Source organism: Leptospira jelokensis, assembly GCF_004769635.1.
Taxonomy (GTDB): Bacteria; Spirochaetota; Leptospiria; order Leptospirales; family Leptospiraceae; genus Leptospira_A; species Leptospira_A jelokensis.
Genome location: NZ_RQGH01000006.1, coordinates 24,663 through 48,409, shown reverse-complemented (window position 1 = coordinate 48,409; position 23,747 = coordinate 24,663). Strand labels below are relative to the sequence as shown.

General features: G+C 35.8%; 20 protein-coding genes. 9 read left to right on the top strand and 11 right to left on the bottom strand.

Annotated elements, in window-relative coordinates:
* Window positions 1-66: 66 nt before the first annotated feature.
* Window positions 67-2,223 (top strand): molybdopterin-dependent oxidoreductase, encoded by a 2,157-nt coding sequence (locus tag EHQ62_RS01085; protein ID WP_135640426.1) that lies wholly within the window; start codon window positions 67-69, stop codon window positions 2,221-2,223.
* Here EHQ62_RS01085 and EHQ62_RS01080 read toward each other — a convergent pair.
* A complete protein-coding gene (locus tag EHQ62_RS01080; protein ID WP_135640425.1) occupies window positions 2,220-3,296 on the bottom strand; it encodes a HesA/MoeB/ThiF family protein in 1,077 nt (358 codons plus the stop codon). The genes EHQ62_RS01085 and EHQ62_RS01080 overlap by 4 nt on opposite strands.
* 125 nt (window positions 3,297-3,421) lie before the next feature.
* Here EHQ62_RS01080 and EHQ62_RS01075 point away from each other — a divergent pair, with 125 nt between their 5' ends.
* The 5 genes from EHQ62_RS01075 to EHQ62_RS01055 are packed head-to-tail and all read left to right on the top strand — an operon-like array spanning window position 3,422 to window position 6,242.
* A complete protein-coding gene (locus EHQ62_RS01075) occupies window positions 3,422-4,363 on the top strand; it encodes a GTP 3',8-cyclase MoaA (RefSeq protein WP_135640424.1) in 942 nt (313 codons plus the stop codon).
* Window positions 4,364-4,606, top strand: a complete 243-nt coding sequence (locus EHQ62_RS01070; RefSeq protein ID WP_135640423.1) for a MoaD/ThiS family protein — start codon at window positions 4,364-4,366, stop codon at window positions 4,604-4,606.
* A gap of 10 nt (window positions 4,607-4,616) precedes the next feature.
* Entirely contained in the window at window positions 4,617-5,042 is a 426-nt protein-coding gene (locus EHQ62_RS01065) for a molybdenum cofactor biosynthesis protein MoaE (RefSeq protein WP_135640422.1), read from the top strand.
* Complete coding sequence (locus tag EHQ62_RS01060; protein WP_135640421.1) at window positions 5,023-5,655, top strand: molybdenum cofactor guanylyltransferase; 633 nt, start codon at window positions 5,023-5,025, stop codon at window positions 5,653-5,655. The genes EHQ62_RS01065 and EHQ62_RS01060 overlap by 20 nt, the downstream gene beginning before the upstream one ends.
* Entirely contained in the window at window positions 5,652-6,242 is a 591-nt protein-coding gene (locus tag EHQ62_RS01055; protein WP_135640420.1) for an HAD family hydrolase, read from the top strand. The genes EHQ62_RS01060 and EHQ62_RS01055 overlap by 4 nt, the downstream gene beginning before the upstream one ends.
* Here the strand turns inward: EHQ62_RS01055 and EHQ62_RS01050 are convergent, their stop codons facing one another.
* The 3 genes from EHQ62_RS01050 to EHQ62_RS01040 form a co-directional block, all read right to left on the bottom strand.
* Window positions 6,243-7,184 (bottom strand): sensor histidine kinase, encoded by a 942-nt coding sequence (locus EHQ62_RS01050; RefSeq protein WP_135640419.1) that lies wholly within the window; start codon window positions 7,182-7,184, stop codon window positions 6,243-6,245. It lies immediately after the preceding gene.
* A 1-nt stretch (window position 7,185) separates the two neighbouring features.
* The gene (locus EHQ62_RS01045; protein ID WP_135640418.1) at window positions 7,186-7,452 is read right to left on the bottom strand and encodes a hypothetical protein; all 267 of its coding nucleotides are present in this window, start codon (window positions 7,450-7,452) and stop codon (window positions 7,186-7,188) included.
* Window positions 7,453-7,555: 103 nt separating this feature from the next.
* A complete protein-coding gene (locus EHQ62_RS01040) occupies window positions 7,556-8,545 on the bottom strand; it encodes a M14 family zinc carboxypeptidase (RefSeq protein ID WP_135640417.1) in 990 nt (329 codons plus the stop codon).
* A gap of 240 nt (window positions 8,546-8,785) precedes the next feature.
* Here EHQ62_RS01040 and EHQ62_RS01035 point away from each other — a divergent pair, with 240 nt between their 5' ends.
* Entirely contained in the window at window positions 8,786-9,745 is a 960-nt protein-coding gene (locus EHQ62_RS01035; protein ID WP_135640416.1) for an alpha/beta hydrolase, read from the top strand.
* 70 nt (window positions 9,746-9,815) lie between these two features.
* On the opposite strand, the gene EHQ62_RS01030 is transcribed toward EHQ62_RS01035, so the two are convergent.
* The 3 genes from EHQ62_RS01030 to EHQ62_RS01020 all read right to left on the bottom strand — a co-directional run bounded on the left by EHQ62_RS01030 (window position 9,816) and on the right by EHQ62_RS01020 (window position 11,733).
* Window positions 9,816-10,094, bottom strand: a complete 279-nt coding sequence (locus EHQ62_RS01030) for a hypothetical protein (protein WP_135640415.1) — start codon at window positions 10,092-10,094, stop codon at window positions 9,816-9,818.
* Between the two features lie 193 nt (window positions 10,095-10,287).
* The gene (locus tag EHQ62_RS01025; RefSeq protein WP_135640414.1) at window positions 10,288-10,908 is read right to left on the bottom strand and encodes a glycosyltransferase family protein; all 621 of its coding nucleotides are present in this window, start codon (window positions 10,906-10,908) and stop codon (window positions 10,288-10,290) included.
* 72 nt (window positions 10,909-10,980) lie between these two features.
* Complete coding sequence (locus tag EHQ62_RS01020) at window positions 10,981-11,733, bottom strand: OmpA family protein (RefSeq protein WP_244241576.1); 753 nt, start codon at window positions 11,731-11,733, stop codon at window positions 10,981-10,983.
* A 222-nt stretch (window positions 11,734-11,955) separates the two neighbouring features.
* Between EHQ62_RS01020 and EHQ62_RS01015 the strand changes: the two genes are divergently transcribed.
* Together EHQ62_RS01015 and EHQ62_RS01010 are read left to right on the top strand one after the other, a co-directional pair.
* Entirely contained in the window at window positions 11,956-13,167 is a 1,212-nt protein-coding gene (locus EHQ62_RS01015) for an NAD(P)/FAD-dependent oxidoreductase (RefSeq protein ID WP_135640412.1), read from the top strand.
* A gap of 165 nt (window positions 13,168-13,332) precedes the next feature.
* Entirely contained in the window at window positions 13,333-17,034 is a 3,702-nt protein-coding gene (locus tag EHQ62_RS01010) for a LamG-like jellyroll fold domain-containing protein (protein ID WP_135640411.1), read from the top strand.
* A gap of 136 nt (window positions 17,035-17,170) precedes the next feature.
* Here the strand turns inward: EHQ62_RS01010 and EHQ62_RS01005 are convergent, their stop codons facing one another.
* The 4 genes from EHQ62_RS01005 to EHQ62_RS00990 form a co-directional block, all read right to left on the bottom strand.
* Window positions 17,171-17,434: an RNA recognition motif domain-containing protein gene (locus EHQ62_RS01005; RefSeq protein ID WP_135640410.1), complete on the bottom strand. Its 264-nt coding sequence runs from the start codon at window positions 17,432-17,434 to the stop codon at window positions 17,171-17,173.
* 118 nt (window positions 17,435-17,552) lie between these two features.
* The gene (locus EHQ62_RS01000) at window positions 17,553-19,466 is read right to left on the bottom strand and encodes a 7TM-DISM domain-containing protein (protein WP_135640409.1); all 1,914 of its coding nucleotides are present in this window, start codon (window positions 19,464-19,466) and stop codon (window positions 17,553-17,555) included.
* Entirely contained in the window at window positions 19,466-20,125 is a 660-nt protein-coding gene (locus EHQ62_RS00995; protein ID WP_135640408.1) for a response regulator transcription factor, read from the bottom strand. Before EHQ62_RS00995 ends, EHQ62_RS01000 begins: the two co-directional genes overlap by 1 nt.
* Window positions 20,115-23,726, bottom strand: a complete 3,612-nt coding sequence (locus EHQ62_RS00990; protein WP_135640407.1) for an adenylate/guanylate cyclase domain-containing protein — start codon at window positions 23,724-23,726, stop codon at window positions 20,115-20,117. Before EHQ62_RS00990 ends, EHQ62_RS00995 begins: the two co-directional genes overlap by 11 nt.
* Window positions 23,727-23,747: the final 21 nt, after the last annotated feature.

The window sequence follows — 23,747 nt, the reverse complement described above, 5'->3', positions numbered from 1 at the left end:
GAGAGGCAATTTTACACTTGTCTCTCAAAAAATCCCATTTTAAAATTTCCCTCTTGGGAGAAACAAATGGAATTCACTCATTACCGATCTTGTAATTTATGTGAGGCCATGTGTGGACTCCAAATCGAAGTTAAAAATGGTTCTATCCAAGGTTTTAAGGGAGACCCGAAAGACAGTTTTAGTAGAGGGCATATCTGCCCAAAAGGTCCAGAATTAAAAAGTTTATACGAAGATCCTGATCGTATCAAGTTTCCTTTAAAAAGAACAGAATCGGGATGGGAAGAAGTATCTTGGGTTTCTGTTCTTTCTGAAATCGCGACTAAAATCGTTAACATCCAATCGAAATATGGGAACGATTCTGTTGGGATCTATAACGGGAATCCAACTGTTCATAATTATGGTTCGATGTTGTTTGGCCAACGGTTTGTAAGTCGAATCAAAACCAAAAACAATTTTTCTGCAACCTCCGTTGACCAACTCCCTCACCAACTACTTTCCTATTTAATGTTTGGCCATCAATTATTGATTCCAATCCCCGATATTGATCGGACTCAGTTTTTTTTAATTTTAGGTGGGAATCCTTTTGCATCTAACGGAAGTTTGATGAGTGTTCCCGATGTGAAAAAAAGGCTAAAATCCATCCAAGATAGAGGTGGGAAATACATTGTCGTTGACCCAAGGAAAACGGAAACGGCAGAACATGCGAATGAACATATTTTCATCAAACCAGGAACTGACGTATTTTTCTTATTATCAATTGTTCATGTCATTTTTAAAGAAAAACTCACAAAACCAAATCCATTGGTCAAAGAAGCAGATTTAATTTCGATCCAAAGTTTGGTAAACGAATTTGATCCAGAGACTGTTTCTAAAATTACGGGAATCCCAAAAGAAACCATCCAAAGAATCGCGTTAGAATTTGCAACTGCACCATCTGCAGTTTGTTATGGAAGAGTTGGAGTATCCACTCAAGAATTTGGTGCACTCTGCCAATGGCTCATCAATACAATTAACACCATTACCGGAAATTTAGACAAAGAAGGTGGTGCCATGTTCACTTTGCCAGCTGTGGATTTAGTTGGTGAAGGATCTGTCATTCGATCCTCTCCAGGAAGTTTTAATACTTACCAATCAAGGGTGAGAAAATTACCTGAATTCAATGATGAATTACCAGTTTCAGCCCTGGCCGAGGAGATTCTAACAGAAGGTGAAGGACAAATTCGATGTTTGGTGACATCCGCTGGGAACCCTGTTTTATCAACACCTAACGGAAAAAGGCTGGAAAATGCCTTGTCTTCACTTGATTTAATGATTAGCTTTGACTTTTATCTGAATGAAACAACAAAGCATGCTCATTACATATTACCTCCAACTTCTGCTTTAGAGCATGATCATTATGATTTGATTTTTAATGTTTTTGCCATAAGAAACACAGCTAGATACAACGAACCACTTTTCCCTCCTAAAGAAGGTATGTTACATGATTGGGAAATATTTACCGATTTAACCAAACGGATTGAACTGAAACGATCTGGTAAAGATTTACCCGAGGAATTGATCCGAACGAAGTTAACACCAGCAAATATCATCGACCATGCTCTAAAGTCAGGACCCTATGGTGCCAAACAAAATCCTGATTTGCAAATGAGTCTAGAATTATTAAAAAATAGTCCACATGGCGTGGATTTAGGTCCACTGAAACGATCTTTCCCAGAGAGACTCTATACTGATGATAAAAAAATTCAATTATTTCCAAACCATTTAGAAAAAGACTTACCGAGACTTAAGGAAAAATTCCAAAAGCACCTTGTCGCCAATCAATCGTTATACCCATTCCTTTTAATTGGAAGGAGGCATTTACGAAATAATAATTCATGGATGCACAATCTTCCGAAACTCATGTCTGGAAAACCTAGATGTACGATGATGATCCACCCCGATGATGCCAACCAACTCGGAATCAAAAATGAAGAAGAAGTCATAGTGGCATCCAAAGTAGGCCAACTAACAATACCAATTGAAATCACAGAGGAATTGATGAAAGGAGTGGTCAGCATTCCCCATGGATTTGGACATAACAGAACGGGAACAAACCAAAAGGTAGCAAGTCAATTTTCAGGAGTGAGCATTAATGACTTAACGGATGATCAAAATTTAGATGAATTTTCTGGAAATGCCGCTTTTAGTGGTGTCCAAGTGAAAATTATGAAAATCAAAAATTAGTTTGGTTCCATTTTTTGTTTCGCCTGTATATATAATTTTCTTCCACCTAAGAAGGAATAACAATGCGAGTGATGTGAAAAATAAGAAATTGCATGTTTTGATCTGATCCCTGATTCACAAATACAAACGATTGTTTGGTTACCATCTATATCAGGGAGATTTCCTTTTTTCAATTCTGATAGTGGAAAATGGAATCCATCTTTTATGGGAAACTGTTTCACCTCTTCCTTTTCTCTGACATCGAGTAACACAACAGATCCATTTTTTTTGAGTGAAATGAATCCTTCATAATCGATTTCCATTTTTTTTATGACCGGTGTCATTATGTTAGAATTAGGATGATTACATACACAATTTGAATCGGGTTCTACTTTTGATTCAAAAAAGGAAATCGGATTCCATTCAATGAAATACACAGAACTTGATTCAAACTGTTGTGGATTTAAAAGGTATTGTAAGGCAAGTGATGCTTGGTAATTTCCTGCAATTGAAACTTGTAATCCTAAAACCCCACCTTCATTACAACTTAGCGTATCACCTTCACTTAGGTCAGGAAACAAACATCGATAACAAGGCTTTCCTTTCCCAGAAAATAATGCAAACTGAGCACTTGTTCGAAAAACTGATGCGGTTACGAATGGAATTCCAAGTTTTAGACAAAAATCATTAATGGCATACTTTGAAGCGATGGTGTCAGTGCAATCTAAGACAAGATCCCAACTTTGAAATATACTTGGATTTGATTCAGAATGCAGGAAATCTGAATAGATCTCAATTTGCACCCATGGAACGTGTTCCTTTATTACTTCAGCTGCAACTTCATTTTTTTTACGACCGATATGTTTCCATGTAAACAAAGTTTGACGGTGTAAATTTGAAACATCGACAACATCAAAATCCAGAAGTCCAATCCTTCCAATTCCAGAAAGAGCCAATTGTAATGAAGAAGGACAACCAAGTCCGCCAAGGCCAATGATCAATACGGACGATTTGGCCCATTTCGTTTGACCCAATTCACCAATTTCTGGAACCAAACTTTGCCTTTGAAAGAATTTCGTTTTATCTATATTCATGATTTCTATTGTATGAAAATCGATTCAAAAAAAGGATCATCTTGCCTATTTTTCCAATAGATCCAATTGAAAAAAATCAATTTTAGTTTCCAACTTAGAATTACTGTATAAATTCGTTTATAACGATGTTACCGGATACTCGAAAATTTGAAGTTTTACGAATTAGTATCCTATCCCATTGCAATTTTGCATGTGTCTATTGTGCACCAAAAGAAAAAGAAAATCCATCCTCTCGGCATGCTCATACACATTCTCTCGGCCCAAACCAATTAGATAAAAATTTACACCTACTAAAAGCCCATATAAAAATTAAGGAAGTGCATTTAACCGGTGGGGAACCAACTCTCCATAAAAATTTAATCGAGTTGATCCAAATCGTAAAAAAACACAACATCCAAGAAATTGCTCTCACTTCGAATGGTCATTTCCAATCAGAATTATTAAAAGAAATGGTTTCGACTGGACTAACAAGAATTAACTTTTCATTGGATAGCATGTCACAATCGGTTTTCGAGCGATTGAGTGATCGAAAAATTCCTGTTTCACATGTGTTAAACCAAATCAAATCAGCAAAACAACTAGGCCTCAAAGTCAAAATAAATACCACGGTATTACGTGGATTGAATGACCAAGAAGTATTGAAATTACTCTCATGGTGCGGCGAAGAAGGAATCCCCATTCGCTTTTTAGAATTTATGAAAATGGGTCCACTACACGAAGAGCACCCTTCCTATTTTTATTCCGCTGAAGAAATTCGAAACCAAATTCTTACGAAGTACCGTTTCCAAAATTATCCAACTCCACCTGATTCAACGGCTCAGTATTATATCACAAACGAAGGATATATTTTTGGTATGATCGCCAATCATACAGAGCCATTTTGCTCTGGTTGTAACAGATTGCGTATGGATAGCAGGGGAAGGATTTATGGATGTTTGAGTGACGAAACTTCTTTTGAGATTCCTGATACATTTGATGAAATTCAAAACACATTAGAAAAAGCAATGTTAACAAAAAAGAAAGAATTCACTGGTTCTGAATTATCGATGAAGTATATTGGAGGTTAAATGGAAGTTGAAATTTTATATTTTGCAGCCTTAAAAGATTATTTCCCAAGTCGAGAAATCAAACAAATCGATTCAAATACTACTGTCGCGGCACTAAAGGAAATTTTGGCAAAAGAAATACCAAACGCTGAAAAAATCATAAAGGTTTCAAGAGTTTCCATCAACCAAAGGATAGCAAAAGAATCAGAGATCATTCCAAAAAATTCTAGTCTAGCAATTTTACCACCTTCAAGCGGAGGATAACAGAAGCTAAGTGAAACATATTACCGAAAACAAAATAGAAATCCAAGAAATTTTACCAACATTACCGAAGATGGGTGGATTTGTCATGTTTACTGGGATCGTACGGGATACCAATGAAGGGAAATCCGTAACTCATTTAGAATATGAAGCTTATTCTGAGTTGGCCAATAAAATGATCCAAGATATTATCTTGGATGCAAAAGAAAAATGGGTTTTAGAATATGCAGACTGTATCCACAGATTAGGAAAATTGGTTGTTGGAGAAATTGCGGTGATTGTATCCACAGGTTCTGTCCACAGAGATGAAGCATACCAAGCAAATCGTTATATCATTGATCGCGTGAAACACGAAGTTCCAATATGGAAAAAAGAAACGTATATTGATGGAAGTTCTGAATGGTCAAAAGGTTGTGTTCATGAAACACACGAAAAATGATCTTATCTTTTTACTATTGGCAGGTGGACAAAGTGTCCGAATGGGAAAAGAGAAAGCCTTCCTTCCCATTGGAAAAAATTCAAATTTCATAACAAAACTCATTCAAAAAATAAAATTTTTCAAAAAGGAGGTCTACCTTTCCCTCCGTTCCGAACAAACGAAAGATTACATTTCATTTTTCCCCGAAGATAAAATCATCACAGACCAAAACATCCCTGTTTTCGGTCCACTTTTAGGTTTATTCTCCGCTCATGTATTATTAAAGAATTCAAAACATCACTATAATGCACTCTTTGTTTTACCCGTTGATATACCATATATAAAATTGAAAACAATAAATCGATTGATCAACCTCTATGAAAAAAAACCAAATGCTTCAGGTTTCTTTTACCAATCGAGTACTGGCCTTGAACCTCTTTGCGGAATTTACCACCACCAAACTCTGGATAAGTGGTTAAAGGATTTTGAAACACAAATCGATTCTGAACTTTCACTTCAAAAAAAGATTACAAATTTAGAACCAAAACCTGATTTCATTCTATTACCAAAAGTTGAAGAACGGTATTTTCAAAATATTAATACTGAAAAAGATTTGGAGTTTTTCAAAAAATGAAATTACTGACTGAAAAAAAATATTGGATTTTTGATATGGATGGGACACTCACGGTAGCCCAACATGATTTTTTGGCAATCAAACAAGAATTAGGAATTTCATTGGAACTTGATATACTCACTTCCCTTTCCAAATTACCAGAGGAAATAAAATTACAAAAACAAATCCAATTGGATGAAATCGAATATAAAATCGCAAAATTGGCTATTGCTATGCAGGGTTCAACAAATCTCCTAACACAATTAAAGGTAATGGGCCACCAAATTGGTATCCTAACTAGGAATAGTTTCGACAATGCAATTGAAACGCTAAAGGCCGCAAGGATTGATTCCTTTTTCGAAAAAGAACATATTATCTGTCGAAATAAAGCCTTACCCAAACCAATGCCAGATGGTATCCTTCATTTGATGCGAGAATGGAATGCAAAACTTGATGCTACGATTATGGTAGGGGATTATTTGTATGATATGCTCGCTGGTAAAAATGCAGGAGTTCAAACCATTTATATTGACCCCAGTGGAAATTTTCCTTACCAAGATGAAGCCAATTATTCTGTGAAAAATTTGGATGAAATTCTATACTTATAATTAAATTTCAATTGGAGAGTCATTCACCAAAGGAAATCGAATCTCAACATTCATTCCTATCGTATTATCAAAAATAATTTTTCCTTTAATCTGCTTTACTAAATTTTTAACAAGCATGATTCCAATTCCTTTAGATTCACTCAGCTCAACTTCCGAACCAAGGCCATTGTCTTTGATTACCAATACATATTCGTCGCTCAATTTTCCTAAGCTCACTTCAATAATTCCTTTATCTTCTTTTTTGAATGCATGTCGAAATGCATTTGAAACCAACTCATTTAGGATAAGTCCAATTGGTATTGCCCTATCCAAGTCCATTTCTAATCCTTCTTCTATCAACTCACGTAATTCAATATTTTGATTTTCTTTGAGGTAAGTTAATTTTATATTTAATAAGATTGAACTAAAAATTTGATTCAGATTCACAAAAAGAAGATTGGGTGAACCATATATGATTTTATGGACTGATGCGATTGCATTGATACGATTTTGGATTAAATTGAGTGATGTTGTGAGTTTTTCATCTTTTTCTGATTCAATTTGTAATGCCATGAGACCAGAGATAATTTGTAAGTTATTGTTCACACGATGGTGAATTTCAGTTAGTAATTTGGTTTTTAACTTAAGATCCGATTTGATTTGAGATTCGTGTTGGATGATTGTGTTTTGTTCTTTTTTAATGGTATGTACATAAAAGTAGATCAGAAGGAACATCGCATACAAATCTTTAAAAAAACCTTCGTAGTCATCAAAATAGTCAATGGAAAAACCATGTTCAAAAATATTAGAGATATTCACATAACACGGAATAAGTGCAAGAACTAAAACCATAGTTCCTTCTCCGCGAAATACAGGTTTTTTGATCAACACAAATATGATCTGGAATATTGCTAAGAGATAAATGATAAACGATGTTACATTTAAAAAAACGATTGCATTCATATCAATGGGCTGAAACCAATATTTCTTTTTTCACACTAATCAAAAAGAATACAGAAGAGAAAAAATAAAAGGAATGTTCTAATAAATTAAATAGGTCAGGAAAACAATAACCTTCGACAACTGTAAAAATATTGCTAAACCAAATACAAAGAAAGCCGAGTAATAAAAATTTATAATTTGGGATTAGTCCGAGCCAAAACAATCGAACGAGAATCAATAGGCCAATACTATCAAAGATAAGATTTAGTACTTCGCTCAATTGGTACATAACGATTGCCTTTGGAAATATTTTTTCCCAGGAAAAAAAGAGTAACAGAGAATGGGGAAAGGTAAAGAGAATATTTACAAAAAAAATCTAAAAAAATTGATTTTTAGACTAGATCGTCTGCTTTTTGTTTTGCCAGTCGCATAACATCGGATAAGAATTTTCGATGGCTGATGATCGATTTTTGTTTGGATTCGCGCGCTGGGTTAAAAATACCACGTTTGCGGAATATTTTCCAAGGGTCGATTTTGATATCAGACCAAGTTCCCATTTCCAAAGTAAGTGGCAAAAACCTTGAGTTTCTAGTGTTTGGATTAAATTTCCTTTTTGCAAGAAACAAATCATAAAGCCGATCCCAAAGATCACCATGGGTTGTATACGTTTCACTTTGAGGACCGAATCGATACAAATAATGATTTAATGTGTTGGTAAAATGATTTGCCATTTTTTGGAATAAAGGTTCGTCAGCACAAGGATCATGTGTGCTCGCATAAGGCCACCAAACATGGTCAATTGTGCCAAATCCAGAATGTATGTCTACGACAGGAATCATCTCATTTTCAGCATTCAATAGATACTCGTAAAAAAAACGATCTAATACTCTCGATTCGGATTGTAATACATTACCACGGAAGTAAGGAAAAAAATTGGAATATTTATGTCCACCAAAGAAAAATGGAGCCTTCACTGCTTCTACTCCAGAGTTCCGCATCAAATCAACCCCACGAGGATTGGAACGCCTCTTCATGGCAACACCACCCGGATTCAAAATAGGAATGCATACAACACCTAGCTCACCATTTTTGATTTCTTTGTATAAAACAGATGTTTTGTGGGATAATAAATCATCTAAAAAATCCAAAAGCACTCGGATTCCGATTGTCTCCAATCCATGCACTCCGGCAATTAAAGCGGCTACATTTTTTTTAATGGCTTTGGGTTTTCCAATTTCCAAAACATAAATTGGAAATCGAAACCCTTCCTCAGTTTTACTTGAGAATCCAAATTGTTTCAAACGAACCAATTTGCCACCGAGTTTCGCAATCCTCAAGATCCTATTTTCATATCGATTGAGACGCTTCATTCCACGTAACATAGTTTCAATTCCATTCCAATTTTGTGTAAACCTGAATCATTTAGGTAGAGAATTTCATGTTTTTAATTGGTGATAATTTCTTAAATGCGAATAATTGATTTCTTGTTACATTTTGATTACAAATCATTAGGGTTGAATCATTGAATCCAATTGGACTCTTGAAGAATAGATTGCAATAATAACAAGGTGTTTTATTTTAAAGGAAACGTTATTTCAAATTTTTTTTCCTCCTGATTCTTTATGATCAAATCAAAAAAATCTTCCAAACCATCAAATTCAAAATTCCAAGAAGAGCGAATCCAAATCGGCGGGATCAAACTCAATGTGGGTATTTGGCCTGGTAAAAAAACTCCCATCATCTGTCTGCATGGTTTGTCAGGTAACTTACATTCGATGGAGGGAATCATCAAGATCTTAAACAAACAAGGACACAAGGTCATCACCTATGATTTGCGAGGGCGTGGCCATTCTGACAAACCACTTACTGGATATGGATTTGAGAATCATACCAATGACCTAAATGAAATCATTTCTTTTTATCATCTAAAAAATCCAATCTTACTTGGTCATTCTTTTGGGTGTATGATTGCCCTTCGGTATGCCATCAAGTACCCAAACCAAATCAAATCGATGGTCCTTTTAGATGGAGGTGGGCTTTTATCTTTAAAAAAGAGAATTCAAATTTTAAAAGTTCTAAAACAATCATTCGATCGTTTGGATGTTGTTTTTCCCAATCCGGAGTCTTACTTACAATTGGTAAAAAACTCACCACTCATCCCAAATTGGTCAAAAGAGATTCAAAACTATTTCACCAAGGAACTACATAAAGCTAATGGTGGTTATGTTTGCCATATGCCAAAATTTGTAATGGAAGAAGAATTAAAGGAAATGGGTGGGTCAATCCATCTTAATAAGGCATTCCTTCAGTTTCTCTTTCGACCCATAGATATGATCCAGAAAATAAAAAGGAATAAACAATTGGATTTTGAATCCATCCAAATACCGACTTTCATCTTAAGAGGGACAAAAATGAATTTATATCCCAACGATGATCTCTTACCTGCGAACGCCTATCTGTCGATGTTAGAACGCATCCCCCAGGCAAAGGGAATGGAAATCGAAACAAACCATTATGGAATTCTATTTGAGCCAATCAAAGAAAGAGACCAAGCCATTCTCAAATTCATCAAACAGTCTTAAAACCGAATCAAATTCGTACCCATACAATTATGGCCGAATTTGATTCCTTGTTATGATTGCCAATCCAATGTTATGGATGCCCTTTTCCCTTACACTTTCCTCCCTTGACAGTGGAATCCCAATAACAATCTGGATTCTTTAAACACTTCACACTATCTGGTTTTTTCGTGCACACCTTATGAGTTTTATCGTCAACTTTGTCTGGATTAAGGGCTGGCTCATTTTCAGCGGTTTCCACTTTTCCTTGCATTTGGCATTCTAAATCATTTTCTTCGCATTCATTTGCAGAAAGATCAAAAATGACCAAACTTCCTGCAACAATCAATAATAAGAGTAATTTTTTAAACATAGTCCTCTCCCGTCTCCATTTCATAATCTGCCGAATCCTAAGGAAGTGAATGCAAATAGCAATCCATTATTTTGAATGGGAATCGTTGTTCAGAAATTCAAAATGAGACCCATTGCCATATGAATGTCAGATAGAGTAAAAAACTAGCTGAGAGTTTTGCAAAAACTTTAAGTTTGATTTCAATACGAAACCTCTACTTTTGGTACAAGGAGAAAAGGAAAGAGGAAGGTAGTTGTAACTGGTTACCAATTTTAAGAATGAAGTTGAGTAGAGTTTGTTTGTAGATTCCATTTTTAATAAAACGATGTGCGGAGGTCACTGCTTGGAAGGGTAACAAAACAGGTTTACTTTGTTTCAAAAAATTTTGGCTTAACTCTGTGTCTTCAAACAAATAACTTGGACTTAAATCTTCTTTCCAAAGATGCCTTTGGAAGAAAATGCAATGATCAAAATAAACAATGCCTTTTCTACGAACCCTCACTTCATTAGAATACCAGGATATCCAATTTAAAAAAAAATGTTTTTGGTCAAAGGAATGGAGAAAACCACCCCATTCCCATTCAACCAATTGTGTTTTGCTTTTTTCTATGAGATAAACAATTGCTTCTTTGGGAAGATTTGTGCGAGGGTGATGGAATAAAATCAGATTTCCTTTTGACCGATGGAAACCTAAATTGAACCTTTCTGCCCTCGTAAATGCTTCCTTCTGAGGGATCAGAATGATTTCTACATCATTATGCCCTTGAAACGGTAAAAGAGATTCTTTGTAATAAATATTTTCATCTATGTCTGTGGGAACGATGATGCTTAACATGTTCAATCACCAATAGGTTGCCATTGAACATTTGGATTGTTATCCATAAAGTTTCGTTCCCCAAACAAAGGTTTATTCTTTGACTAAAAATATAGAAATTGCAGATTGATTTTCTTCTTGTTTGTCCGAAGAATTTTTAGTCTCTCTTTCCGCCATCAAAGGGAAAATCCGATCTTCTGATATTGATTCTTGCACCAAAATTTGGCGTATTTCATCAAACCGACGTTTTACGAGTCTTGTTTGGTAGGCAATATCACCGGAAGTATGAGACTTACCAACCAAAACAATTTTAAAATTAGATTCCGATTTGAGCAAATCTCTTGTTAGTTGGATTAATTTTTCCTTTGTTTCTTCCGTTAACTTATAATCGTCAGGTGGAAACGAAATGTTTTGGATGGGAGATGGACTACCACTTGCCTGCCAAAAGGAAAACTTGGACACGTTCCCTTGGATTGGAGATTGTTTACCCAATGATTCAAGGACAACCTGTTTGGGGCAGACCACACTGATTTCAGACGATGATGTAACCGAAAACAAAAAACCAAGTGTTGTGAACACGATGTCCCAAGGTTTTGCATATGCTTTTGTTTCTACAACGAAAGCATCGTTAGGGTCCAAATTGGTTGCCACCCCAATGTCTCGAGTGTAAACTGGGAGTAAAAATAAAATTCGATAGGTTCTGGTTTCCAAATTTGGTTCACAACTGGAGGGAACCGAAATGGGGATATGTTTTTTCTTTTCCAAAGGGATTCCATTCCAAGAACAAGCCATTCCCAAAATACCAATACATAAACTACCAATTGTTTGTTTCCAATTCGCTTTCAAAGTTTTTTCCATCATAAGGGAAGTTTTGCGATCCTTGCCCAGGAAGAAAACCATTTTCCAATTCTTTTTTCCAGAGTCACAAACTTTACCTTCGGGCTGCCTTTTTCCATTGAATGATTCTAAGTTTAAATCAATTCGAAACAGTTTTTGACGCAATGGGATAAAATGATTTGTTTGTATCCGTCAAATAGAATACCCTGTATTGTATATGGAGGATTTGTGATGAAATCTATTTTAGTTTTGGGAAGTAATTTTGCTGGGGTCACTGCGGCAATTTCCACGAAAAGGAAATTAGGTGATGAAGTAGAAGTCACTGTGATTTCACCCACATCAGATTTTTTATATGTTCCCTCTCTCATTTGGGTTCCGTTTGGCACAAGAAAAGTGAAAGATATTACTTTCCCCGTAGGACCCATGTTAAATAAAAAAGGTGTTAAATTTATCCAAGACCGTGGGATCAAAGTGATACCAGATAAAAACATTGTGCTAACAGAAAAAAACGGTGAAATGAGTTATGATTATCTCATTATTGCAACAGGAGCTTCTCTCAATTTTGATATCTTACCCAATCTGAATCCAAAAGAGAATATGATCCAATGCATCGTAACACCTGAACTTGCAGAAAAATCAGCCTTAGCATTCGAAGAAATTGTTAAAAATCCAGGACCAGTTGTAGTCGCTGCAACCCAAGGTGCCAGTTGTATGGGTGCCGCGTATGAATACCTTTTCAATTTAGATAAATATCTGAGAAAACGTGGAGTTCGAAACAAAGTAGAAATCATATGGATCACACCTGAACCATTTTTAGGTCATTTTGGAATCGGTGGCATTTTAGGTGGCCAATCTATGTTAGAACTCTTTATGAAACTATATGGTATCAAATGGCATACAAATGCTACGATTCAAAAAATTGAAAAAAACAAAATCACCTTAGGTGACAAAACAGAAATACCGTACAAAATGTCCATGATGATCCCTCCGTTTTTAGGAGCCAATGTGATGAAAAATTCTCCAGAGCTCGTAGATGAAAAAGGTTTTGTGGTCACAAATGATGGATACCAACACATTCATTATAAAAATGTTTATGCAGCAGGGCTTGCAGTCGAAGTCATTGCACCATTCAAAAAATCTGCGGCTCCCTTTGGTGTTCCCAAAACAGGTTTTCCTTCTGATGTGATGGGAAAAATTGTCGCAGAAAACATTCGTAACGATATCAAAAAAACTGGGAAATTCAAAACAATGCCGTTTGGAAAAATTCCCGGTATTTGTATTATGGATGCTGGGAAAAAGGAAGTATGGATCCTAACGAACCATTTGTTTAAGCCAAGACAATTTGAACTTATGGTTCCAAACCTTCTGTATAATTTTGGAAAAATCATTTTAGAAAAATACATGTTATGGAAAAACAAAAAAGGTTTTGTCCAACTTCCTTAAAAGGAGACAAACTTTCACGAATATCGATTGGATGAACCTTGTATCGATTCTGTCCTTTGCCGGTGGGAGAGTCAGCTTAAATCGTGAAGCAGAATCATTGCCGATGATAATTTCTTGATTCTTTTCACAGGGCATTCATCCTTTCCCTAAGCGGGGAGAAACCAAATGAAAAGAAATACTTTCCTATTGGTATGCCTTCTCTCCGCTTCCTGTTCCATTCCAAAACTTTCCCGTAGCCCCTTAGATTTCTTCGCTTTCCTTAGGATATTTACGGGTACTCAATTTACCGGACAAACCATTGGTGGGGTTGTCTCTGGTCTTATCACCAATACATCCGTCACTTTAACAAACGGAAATGATACCATTACAGTTTCTACTGATGGAAATTTTACTTTCCCCAGAAAATTGAACACGGGAGATCTTTATAACGTCAACGTAACAACGAATGGAGTTGGATTAAGTTGTACAATTGCAAATGCCCAGGGTGTCGTACAAAACGCGCCTATCACAAATATCAGCATTACCTGCGGGCTTGGAGTTGGTTATTATGAAGTTGGCGTTAATATAACAGGCATTACTGGGACAGTAGACGTTCAGAATAATGGAGCCGATACAATCAGTTTTTCTGCGAATGGATTCCAAAAGTTTTCAATTGTCCAACCAACTGGATCTAATTATTCTGTTACCATTTCTTCGCAACCAGCAGGTACAGTTTGTTCTTTTGACAACCCTTCTCTCACAGTGGGAACCGTTGGTGCTACCAATGTCACGGTGTTTATCACTTGCGTATCGGGTTATATTGTCGGTGGTAATCTATTTTCTTTTTCATCAACTGATATCGGCACAAGTTTAATCAACCAAAAGTCATACCTAAGAACATTTGCTGGATCATTCCCAACAAATAATTCTGGCTTGGGACCTGCTCCTGGAGTTGCTGTAATGAGCACCACCAGTACTGTAGCACGTTTTAATAACCCAAGTATGATGGCCGCGGATACAAATTTCTTATATGTTGCTGATACAACAAATGGAGTGATTCGAAAAATAGACAAAGTGAGTGGTATCACAACGATTTTTGCCGGAGGGAATTCGGGTGGTGGGACTCCTTGTCCAGGTACTTTGATCACCAATTGTTTAGACGGAGTGGGAACAGCCGCACAATTCAATGGACCCGTCGGACTCACAACAAATGGTAATAATTTGTTTGTTTTAGAAAACAATGGAAATCGGATTCGGATTGTCAACCTAACAACCACTTCTGTATCAACTTTGGCAGGTTCTGGCAATAATGGTTCATTAGATAATACTTCAGGCATCCTTGCTTCCTTTTCAAATCCGTCTTGGATGACTCTCCATAATGGAACATTTTATATTGTGGATCGAGGAAACTGTACAATTCGTACGTTAAATCCTACAACAACTGCAGTTGCGACCATCGCCGGTGGTGTTGGTCTCTGCTCCTTTGCCAATAGTCCCGTTGGAACTAACGCTCGATTTGTTTCACCAATCGCCATTGTTGGAGTTGGAAATTATCTCTATGTATCGGATGTAGGTGCGGGTGGTGGTTATAAAATCCGAAGGATCTCACTCACAGGAACCAATGCCGTAGACACCATAGCTGGCGATGGAGTGCAGGCTTCCACTGACGGGATTGGAACTTCAGCCCAATTCAATGACCCACATGGTTTGACAACAGATGGAACCAATTTATTCATTTCCGAATGGTTGGGACATCGCATCAGACATTTAAACCTAACAACGAATCGTGTGACCACTCTTGTCGGAAGTGTTTCTGGTTATGCGGACAATGCAACTGGAAATGGTTTACTCAATTTTCCAGGTTATATTGCAACCGATGGCCAAACCATTTACATTGCGGACCAAGGAAACCATGCAATTAGAACCTTACAACCCGCAGAATTATTACAGTATACCCTTGATGGAAATGCAAATGATTCAATTGGTACAAATCATGGAAATTTGATTGGAGCGCCTAACACAACTAGAGATGAAAATGGTTTGTCCAATGGTGCCTATGAATTGGATGGGACCACTCAATCCATAGTAAGTTCTTCCAATGTCTCTCAAATCACAGACAATCTAACCATCTCAGCCTGGATTCATACCTCTGGAAAAACAACCAATCAAGCTGTTTTTTACAATGGACTGGGTGGAACAGATGGGTATGGACTTGTGATCGAAAGTTCAGGTAATCTTAGAATCTCCGTTGGAAATTTGTTTAGCCCAGCTTCCTTTATGCAAGTATCTCCAAATCGTTGGACACATGTAACAATGCGTCGTTTTGCTGGCAGTTGGCAAATTTTTTTCAATGGGAAATCCGACTTCATCGGTTATGCGACAAACCCAATCACACCAACCGGCACATTTAAGGTCGGAGATGATGGGAATGGATCTCGTTTCAAAGGCAAAATTTCAAATGTTCAATTTTTTAATGGAGCTTTGGATGATGATGCCATTCAAAAATTAGCGATCCAAGTGCCCTCTGGTTTAATTTCCTATTACCCATTCAATGGAAATGGGAAAGACTTTGGAAATTATTCCAATGATCTCTCTTCATTTGGAGTTGTTGCGACTACCACGGATCGAAATGGTTTCCCAAGTTCTGCTTACTATTTCAATGGGACAAGTTATTTTGAAAAATCGAATCCGAATGGATTGCCAATTGGTGGAAGCAGTCGATCGATTTGTGCTTGGTTTAAATCATCTAGTCCAGTAGCCCAATACATTGTGAGTTTTGGGACTGCCATAAATTCGACTGCAAGCGGTCTCGTCATTTTACAACCCGAAGTTGGGATGTTGGGATGGAATGATGAAGCAAAGGTCATAAAAGAAGATTTTTTAAACCAATGGATCCATCTTTGCGGTGTTTTCGATGGCACAACTGCTTTTGTATACGAAAATGGAACCCTTCGCCATTCAGAAGGAAAAAGTTCTTGGAATACAGGAATCAGTTCCACTCTCAATATTGGTCGATTGATCACACCAACTGGTTATTTTAATGGAGATATTGATGATGTTAGAATTTATGATCGGAGTTTATCCATTTCAGAAATAAGAGCAATTTCAGGTTATTACCCTACACAAACCAGTGTTTGGAACCAAACAGTCGCTAGTAGTAGCTTAAAGTTCTTTTTGTTACCCGAAAGTGCAAATTTTGGAGCAGGTGGTTGTAACGGAGGAGCTAACTGTGTTTATGCGTGGAATGATCGTAGTAGAAACAATTTAAACCTAACACAAGCAACTGCTAGTGCTCAACCAATATTCAACGCTAACATATTAAATGGATCTCCTGGTATTCGTTTTATTGGACCAGACGCCACTTATTTATCTGCTGCTTGTTCAACTTCCTTACTTTCTTCAGCCAATACAATTTTTGTTGTCTACAATGATACTGAGATGTCAGGCAGTGATGGAATTTTTCAAAATGGCGCTAAACTATTGTATTTACCTGATGGTACACCTCCCAATAAACTTGTCAGTTTATTTGACTTACAACTTGGGAACCCACCAAAAGTCATAACATCTTCTACCTTTAGTAGCACACTTGGCGAAACCATCCTTTTGACACTCGACCACAATGGAACCACCGGAAACATTTATAAGTATGGAACCAGTGTTGCGGTAACGCCTTCCTCGGGTACAGCATACAATTGTGCATTAGGTGATTTGAGTATGGGGCGATATTTTTGGAACGTTGGAATCTATCCAAATAACGGAGATTATCTGAATGGTAGCATCGGTGATTTTTTATATTTCGACCAAGTATTAACTCCAAATGACAGAGAAATTGTGGAATGTTATTTATCTAGTAAATACAATTTAAAATTGGGACATACCTGTCCCTAACGAAGAATCGTTTATTAAAAAAAGGAAGTTAAAATTAAAGGGATTTTAATATCAATGTTTGCTAAAGAAGAAATCAAACTCACTTAGGCATTCCAATGGAATCTCCATCTATACCTAAGCGAATCCATTGGAATGATTAGTTCCAGTTGTTTGTTTTTGGTTTTGCAATATTCACTTTCATTTCACGATTGAGAATATTTTTTCCGTTTAAATCATTGATCGCTTTATCTGCTTCATTTCGATCTTTCATTTCGATAAAACCAAATCCTTTTGAACCGCCAGTGTATTGGTCAGTAATGATTTTTGCTGATGAAACAGAGCCATGAACTGAAAATAGTTCGTTAAGTTTAGTTTCGGTCATTTCGTAAGAGAGGTTACCTACATAGATGTTAGTTGACATATGATGTCCTTAATAGTTTTATTTGACTCGGAAATTTTAGAGGATTAGAAACAACTTTCCAGTGAAGAAATCAGGTAAAAACACAACGAAAATGCAGGGAAAAACTTAAGAAAAGCGATCAGAATGCAAGAAAGTGAGGAATACTTCGATCTTCAGGAAAATAAATCTTTAACTCATAAATTCCAGCTTCTATCTGAACATGCAACCTTCCTTTGAGTTGCACCAACCTTTGTTTGATACTTTTTAATTCAGGATTTACCTGCACGATCAATTCAGAATTTCGTATCAGATTCTTTTGATTTATCAAAAATTCTCCGTTTGCATAATGGAGATTCCAAACTGATTCCCCAGTTCCATACTTTATATCATTTGTACAAACTTCATATAACATATAAAAAATATTTAAAAAAAAACTTTGGTTTTTCCCTATGATTCTTATCTGCGAAAAATATCTGACAAACTCAGTAGTAGGCACAAACTCAAACTCACGCCCGACATCAGAATAACGTCTAAGTAACGTTAACTGAATACCTGTGACAAAATTTTCGAAGATCAAATTTAAATCTTCTATATAAAGAAGTTGATTCCGGAGGGATTGAATGATTGAGATAACCCTTTGGTTAATTTGCTCTAAATTGATTCTTTCTTTTAACGATTCATCTAAACCAGACATCTGCCTTTCTACATATACTTTTAAATCAGTTAAATTAGCCCCTAATTGGTCATGGACCATCAACTGCATTTCTGCCCTTTGTTTGGACAAAGCAATTAGAGATTCTTCATGAAGTTTCATTTCAATATTTGCCCTCGATTCGATAGCGAAGGCAAAATATTGACTAAGGGAAACACTCTGAAATACCACATAAAATAAATAACCAATAATCAAATACAATCCCCCCTGAACTCCATAATAATTTAGAGAGATTGCCAAAAAACAAAATACAGCCAGCGAAAAGAGCGCCATTGCCATAAAATAAAAACCTTGTGCCTCCTTTTTGTGTTTGATTAATAAAAAAATGGAAAAAACCAAAAACAAAACAAGGAACGTTATGATGTAAATTAAGTTGAAATAATGTTGGATCGATACAGGTGCAAAAGGTGTAAACGACGCTAACAATGCACCAAAATAAAAAGTAAATCGTACAAAGGGATAATCATAAGGTTTGAACAATTCACTTAAGAATGAAATAGAAAACAAAAAAGTAGCAATGTTAACATAATGTAATAAATTAGTCTGAAATTCAAAACTCAAAACTGGCAAAAACAATTCATAAGATTTTGAATTGAGGAAAGGAATTCGTATTAAAAAAGTTATACAAACAAACGCAAAATACAAAAAACTCTTTTGTTTTCTATTGATAAAATAGAAAAACAAATGATACAATGCAGATCCAAAAATTAGTCCAAAAACAAAAATTTCTACGAGCAAACTTTTGTTTTTGAATAATAACATTTGTTTGGGTGACGCGATTAAAAACTCACTTCTCGGTCCACCATGGTAAAAGGTTGTGTTCGCAATCTGCAAAATGATTTCTAATTCTTCTTGGTTGGACTCGATTTCAATCGTCGTATTGGTTCTATCTGGTAAGATTTGCGAAGTATCAGAGGAAACTTTTCCTTTTTCTATTACCAATTTTCCATTGAGGTAAACCTTGCAAGCGGAGTATAAATGAGAAAAATAAATCTCTAAATGGATAGAACCTACCTTTTTTTGGATCTTTATTTTTTTCCGATACGTTGCATATCCTTTTGCTGGAAATTTTTCCTTAGTGATTTCGAGATTGGTCCATGGGCGAAACTCCACAACGGGGACATTCGGCAATGATCCCATTTCGAAATCGGAAGGCTCCAATAATTCATTCCAATAAAAATCCCAGTTCGATGCAAGATTGAGAGGGACATTCGTTTCCCAATCTACATTTGACAAATCTAATATAGAATCACCCTGATCTGATGGATCCAAATTCCGATAACAATCTAATGATAGGAAGGAAAACATGAGAATAAAGATGATTTTGGAAAACGAATTCATTATAGAATAAAATATTCTTGTACTTTGAGAGCAAGTTCAGATCGATTGTGAACTTGTAATTTTCGATAAATAGATTTTACGTATCCTTGTACAGTATGTTCACTCAGATCCAAAAACTTTGATACCAAGGGTATCGTTTTCCCTTTTACCAATAATTCTAAAATTTGTTTTTCCCTATCAGTTAAGTACACTTTAGGTTTATCAACTGGCTTACGAAAACTAGAAAATACTCTAAGTGCGATTGTTGGAGTGATGTATGCACCACCATCTAATAACACATCCACAATACTTTTGATTTGACCGAGTTCGGATTTTAATAGGTAACCAAGTGCACCATTTTTGATTGAATTAAAAATCATTTCATCTGAATTCATATTCGTTAGCATAATGACTTTAATGTTTTCATTTTTTTCTGACAATACCTTTACCACTTCAATTCCACTCATTCCTGGCAACATGATGTCTAAAAATAAAATATCTAAGGTTTTGTGTCTTGGATCTCTTAATAAAATTTCACCCGTCTCCCATGAATGAATTTCTGATACATTGGTGAGTTCCGAAATTCGATTTTTTAATTCTTCCAAGAAGAATTCATCATTTTCCAAAATTCCAATTTTAAGTTGGATCGGATCTATGTTTTTTTCAGAATTAGGCGACATGTTCTCTAGTTCCTGCTAACATTTCGTAATACTTCCAAAAACTTTCATTTGGAGTCCGTTTGTCATCTGAAATGGAATATTCATTTTTTAAGCCTAACACATAGTACATTTCCACCTCACCCTTGTTTTTAGCATTTACCTTTCCTCGGTATTCGCATTCAAAAACATCTTTTATCATATCATAAGTTGTTCCACTGATATTAATTTTTCCAGGGGTACCCGAGGATTCCATTCGTGAGGCTGTATTCACCGTATCTCCCCAAACATCATAAGCGAATTTCTTTTCTCCAATCACACCAGCAACAAGTGGCCCTGAATGGATTCCTAATCTTAACTCCCAAAATGGTAACCCTTGGTCAGCTTTGATTTGTTTCATTAAATTCATAAAGGCTTGGATTTCTAAAGCCGCAAGAATCGAATCAATAGCATGTGTTTGGTTCCTCTTAGGAATTCCACCAGCACACATATAACTATCTCCTATGGTTTTTAATTTTTCAAGTTTATAACGCTCCGTGATTTTATCAAATTGAACAAAACAAGCATCCAAATCACGAATTAATTCTTGTGGTGACAAAACCTCGGCAATTTGAGTGAATCCTTTAAAGTCAGTGAACATGACACTGACGTTTTCGTATAAGATTGGTTCTGTGGCACCTTTTTCCTTTAACTCTTGGGCGATATCAACGGGTAGGATGTTAAGCAAAAGTTTTTCATTTTTGTTCCTTTCTTCTTCAGCGATATTACGAGAAATCTCAAGCTCTTTAAAAATAGTGGATCCATATATGATCCCAGCAAGTTGCTCCGCAAGAATCGAAAGATTGGAAATATCTTCTTCGGTCAACTCAAGTTTGCTTTCAGAATTGGATAAATCTAGAATTCCCACTACTTCACCATTTAAAATCATAGGAATAAAAATAAAAGATCGGATATTACAAACCTCTTGCACCCACTTGTCATCCTCGGATAACCAACGCTCAAAACTTCCATTACGATCGGGAATATAAATTGGTTTTTTCCTCCTAAGGGATAATTCGTGAGCACCTTTCCCTCCCTTAATTGGTACTTTCATATCATAAATTCTTTTTTTCTGAAACTCCGTTACATTTTCTGGAACTTCCATGTCCACGAAACGTAGGAATTTTTTTTCACTGTCTGCAACAAGTAATGAGTAGTAGGTGATGTTGAAATTTTCTTTCACATACCGATGTACCTTTTTCATGATCAAATGGATATCCAATTTCTCATTGAGATCTTTGATGAGATCGTTAAGTGCAAGGATATCTTTTTTTTGTTTTTCAGTTTGTTTGAGCAAATGAACTCTTTGAATGACACCAGAAACCTGGGCACAAAGCCTTTCAATTGACCTTGATTCTGCTTTTGATATGTTTAATCGTTTTTCAAAATTCGAAAACATGATGATCCCAATTGTTTCATTGTTTAAAACCAATGGGACATGCAAAAATGAAGTCGCATGAACACCTTCACTAATCCTTTTATCGATTTCAAAATTAAATCGCTTCACAAAGGATAACAACATACTTTTTTTTCGTTTCCATACTAAGTATGCGACTCCTCCCGTTTCATCTAAAGGAATTCGTAAATTATTGACAAATGTTCTCTGTTCTTTTGTCGCCTCCACAAACGTTTCTGCATGTACACTTCTTATTTCTTCTTTGCTTTCATCCAAAAGGAACAACCAAGTAGCAAGAATTCCATATTTTTGATGAACATAATTTGCAATGGCATTAATGATTTTTGATAATTCCGATTCGGAGTTGATTAAGTTTGTGAGTTGATTGATAGCTTCAATTTCTTTTTTTGTTTCCTCGGATTCGATAAGAGCAGAGTCAGTCCTCAATTTCTCTTCAGCCAATGCTAATATTGTTTGGTCTAACCTAACAGCGGTGGATCGCAAAAATACAAATGAAACAAGATAAAAAGCCAAGGCGATGGGTGAGGCAACAAAAATGGCATGATAAATCGCCACGTTCATTGGGAATAGATTCATGAGATTCAATACATAAAAGGACATTGTAATCGGAATGAAAAAGAGAATCATCAGTGATACCCGATTCCCAATCAAAGTGGCTTGTCCGGAAGTAGGAATGGCACCTAATTTGAGGATAAAAATGGATATAAAAAAAGCAGGTAGGAATTGTAATTCACCAAATGAATAAATTGGTAAACCCATTGTCGCTGGCAAATTAAGTATAATTAGAAAATCACCAAAAATCAATGAAGCAACAATTAAACTCGCCAATTTATTGTTAGTTTCCTTGTGAAACCGAAACCAATCTTTTAGAAATAAACCTATCCCGAGAAAACCCAAGATTCCAAATAAATTAAGCCCAATGCCTCCAGCAGAAATCCTTCCAAACGAATATTCGTAAAACCCACTAAAAAAATAAGGAGTCCATAATACGACAGACAAAATAAAGGAACAAAAATCGATCCACCTTACAAATTTCGGGGAATTTTTTCCAAATAACGCATAACAAAAGCGAATATGTATCCCTGGTGTAAAAACAAACAAGGTATAAAATATTTGTTCAATCCTTCTTGCGACGATCAGTGGCATCTCAAATTTGAAAATCACCATCACGATCGTAAACGCGCCGGCTAAAAAAAATGAAATGGAAGCCAACATATTTAATTTTTTATCTGGGTTACTTCCCGCTATGTAAATTGCCAAAGCGAATACCATAACGCTAGAGAATAGTGGAACCAAAAAATAGGGTCGCTCATAAGCCGTTAGTTGAATGCTTGGGTGGAGGTAAAACGAAACGATAAAGGCAATAACTAGTAAAATCGTAGTGATAAACCCTGATAAAAAATAAAACAAACCTCTTTGTTTGAATAATAAATCATTTAAATTTAGAAAATCTGACCGGAAGATCCCATAACCTAAAATCGATAATGGTATGAATGCAAAACTACTCAATGGAAATACGGGATAACCAACTAAACTTAAAAAATTAGTAATCAAAAGAATACTGCAGATATGTAGACCCAAAAAGATCAATTTTTTAGCTTCAAAATCTTCCTTAAAACGTACCCGGTAATGAAGGGAAGCCGGAGTGTATAAAAATAGATAATTAAAAAAAGTGACTACGCCCCATATTTTTAGAGGTAACTTTGCAATTGGATATTTACCAAAGGAATAATAAAAATAACTGCCTGTAAAATCATCATGATTTAAAAGCCCGTAGTACCCATATAAAAGAGTTAACATTGTGAGTATACCGGAGAAGATTAAATACTGATAACGTTCGTTAGTTAAGTAGTATGTCAAAAATGATGCGGATGGAGCCATTAAAATAACTCCAAAGTATCCGATCCTGTTCCAATATAAAATCGTAGATTGATCTTCAATTAAACTTCGGATTGATAATACGAAACCAAGAGAGGCAAAGGAAAAACAAAAACAAATAAAGCTTAATAAAATTTTACGATTTTCAGATTTTTTTGTGGCGATGATTCCTAGCGATGTTAGTGCTAATCCAACAAAAATAGTTAAAAAATTGGGAATGGCCCAAGGAAGTTTGTGCCAAAAGTATTCAATCGCTCCTGGATGGATTGAAAGTTCAGGGATTGGTAACATGGAATCCTCAATTGTTTTACG

Excerpts from the sequence above, each read along its gene's own strand:
- EHQ62_RS01085 (WP_135640426.1), top strand. The coding sequence starts at position 67 with ATGGAATTCACTCATTACCGATCTTGTAATTTATGTGAGGCCATGTGT.
- EHQ62_RS01080 (WP_135640425.1), bottom strand. The coding sequence starts at position 3,296 with ATGAATATAGATAAAACGAAATTCTTTCAAAGGCAAAGTTTGGTTCCA.
- EHQ62_RS01075 (WP_135640424.1), top strand. The coding sequence starts at position 3,422 with ATGTTACCGGATACTCGAAAATTTGAAGTTTTACGAATTAGTATCCTA.
- EHQ62_RS01070 (WP_135640423.1), top strand. The coding sequence starts at position 4,364 with ATGGAAGTTGAAATTTTATATTTTGCAGCCTTAAAAGATTATTTCCCA.
- EHQ62_RS01060 (WP_135640421.1), top strand. The coding sequence starts at position 5,023 with ATGAAACACACGAAAAATGATCTTATCTTTTTACTATTGGCAGGTGGA.
- EHQ62_RS01055 (WP_135640420.1), top strand. The coding sequence starts at position 5,652 with ATGAAATTACTGACTGAAAAAAAATATTGGATTTTTGATATGGATGGG.
- EHQ62_RS01050 (WP_135640419.1), bottom strand. The coding sequence starts at position 7,184 with ATGAATGCAATCGTTTTTTTAAATGTAACATCGTTTATCATTTATCTC.
- EHQ62_RS01045 (WP_135640418.1), bottom strand. The coding sequence starts at position 7,452 with ATGTACCAATTGAGCGAAGTACTAAATCTTATCTTTGATAGTATTGGC.
- EHQ62_RS01040 (WP_135640417.1), bottom strand. The coding sequence starts at position 8,545 with ATGTTACGTGGAATGAAGCGTCTCAATCGATATGAAAATAGGATCTTG.
- EHQ62_RS01035 (WP_135640416.1), top strand. The coding sequence starts at position 8,786 with ATGATCAAATCAAAAAAATCTTCCAAACCATCAAATTCAAAATTCCAA.
- EHQ62_RS01030 (WP_135640415.1), bottom strand. The coding sequence starts at position 10,094 with ATGTTTAAAAAATTACTCTTATTATTGATTGTTGCAGGAAGTTTGGTC.
- EHQ62_RS01025 (WP_135640414.1), bottom strand. The coding sequence starts at position 10,908 with ATGTTAAGCATCATCGTTCCCACAGACATAGATGAAAATATTTATTAC.
- EHQ62_RS01015 (WP_135640412.1), top strand. The coding sequence starts at position 11,956 with ATGAAATCTATTTTAGTTTTGGGAAGTAATTTTGCTGGGGTCACTGCG.
- EHQ62_RS01010 (WP_135640411.1), top strand. The coding sequence starts at position 13,333 with ATGAAAAGAAATACTTTCCTATTGGTATGCCTTCTCTCCGCTTCCTGT.
- EHQ62_RS01005 (WP_135640410.1), bottom strand. The coding sequence starts at position 17,434 with ATGTCAACTAACATCTATGTAGGTAACCTCTCTTACGAAATGACCGAA.
- EHQ62_RS01000 (WP_135640409.1), bottom strand. The coding sequence starts at position 19,466 with ATGAATTCGTTTTCCAAAATCATCTTTATTCTCATGTTTTCCTTCCTA.
- EHQ62_RS00995 (WP_135640408.1), bottom strand. The coding sequence starts at position 20,125 with ATGTCGCCTAATTCTGAAAAAAACATAGATCCGATCCAACTTAAAATT.
- EHQ62_RS00990 (WP_135640407.1), bottom strand. The coding sequence starts at position 23,726 with ATGTTACCAATCCCTGAACTTTCAATCCATCCAGGAGCGATTGAATAC.